2 protein-coding genes are annotated in these 1,435 nt (G+C 41.7%); one reads left to right on the plus strand and one right to left on the minus strand.

All coding sequences use genetic code 11. The features are described from left to right. The first annotated feature begins 99 nt into the window (after positions 1-99). Complete coding sequence (locus ACVRRC_RS21700; protein WP_472533427.1) at positions 100-951, plus strand: tetratricopeptide repeat-containing protein; 852 nt, start codon at positions 100-102, stop codon at positions 949-951. Positions 952-1,113: 162 nt separating this feature from the next. Here ACVRRC_RS21700 and ACVRRC_RS21705 read toward each other — a convergent pair. Further along, a partial coding sequence (locus ACVRRC_RS21705; protein WP_472997536.1) for a hypothetical protein occupies positions 1,114-1,435 on the minus strand: 322 nt, incomplete at its 5' end.

Here is a 1,435-nt window from a genome sequence, read left to right on the forward strand (position 1 = left end):
TGTTGGTCTAGATATTAGGTTATTAAACCTTCTTAATATGACTTTAATTAAAACTGCATTATCATTACTTAAAAATGACAACCTCATCAGGAATAGCAAATGGAACTATTAAAATCAGAAATACCATTCACAATTCATGATAGTGAAATTAGTCAGGGGCCATTTCCAGCAAATGGTTTCCTACCATTATTTGAAACTGATTTTGGCAACGGCGATTACTATGGTTTGTACTGGCCTATCGGTCTTGAAAATGAACGCCCTATAGTTTGCGAACTATTTCACGATGAATGGCGTCTCGCCCCCGTTTTTTCAAATGCGTTAATATTGGCGGAGTGCCTGGAAATGGATAATGACTGTCAGGATGATGATTCAGTGATTGACGATCCCCTGCTTGCCGTTAATTTGTTTAAGCAATCACAGCATTTTCGCGAAAAACAAAAGATCGAGGATGCAATTCATTACGGCCTAATGGCCTGTAATTCATTCACAGAATCCAGCGAATACTGGCTCGCTTTAGCCGGTTTATATCAACAATCGAAAAATAGACTTCTGAGTATCAAAGCCGCCTTAAATTCTTATGTGTCGAACTGGGGATTCGGAGTACCGCATGACAAAGTGCTTTATTTTTTGAAGCAAGGCATGGATTTTTCAGAGCTCAGCTCAGATCCTGTTATTCAAAAAGTCACTAGTGGTGGGCTTGACTTAAATTTCGGCGGCACAAAAACCAATCATAACTACCCGATGATGAAAGAATGCATCGACGCATATTTCTCTCTTAACCAGCCAGTCACTGCCCTAAAGTTATATCAGAATTATGCGTTCTCCATGTACACAGAGACAAGTGCATTTCAAGAACGCTATGATTTTCGAATTGAGGAATGGAAGTCTGACTTTAAAGCTTTATGCCTGAAATATCTGAATGACTCCAGATCTGAAGTTACATTAAAGTGATGTATGGCTAGAAACAAAAATGCCGCATGATTAGTGCGGCATTTTGCTGGTGGCTTAATCTACCCCGCTCTGGGGGAACCCCTCGCGCGGCGCGTCCCCTCAGACACGCTCGCTACTTCAGTTGCCATCAGCATATCACACCGATCGCCGATCGCAGATTTTTTATACCTTTTCTTTCTGCTTCAGCTTTTCGTACAGAGCCATATGCCACTGGTAAGAGTCCGTTCCAACATGCTCGATGATCTCGTGGCATTTCAGTTTATTCATTCTGCCGAACTGGGTCGGTATGCCCATTTCTAACAACACGCATTCTGTCGCATAATGCTTAGCTTGCTTCGTGTCTTCAGTGTTGACAGTTGGCAGCATACAGCAAGTCAAAAAGACCGACAAAGCCAAAAGAAAAACAAAAAACGTCGGGACCAACAAAAAACCCAGCCTATCCCTATTCCAGAAGTAAACAAAAAACACAGCACTGGCAACTGTA

The sequence above is a fragment of the Stutzerimonas sp. LR2 genome, from assembly GCF_055755175.1.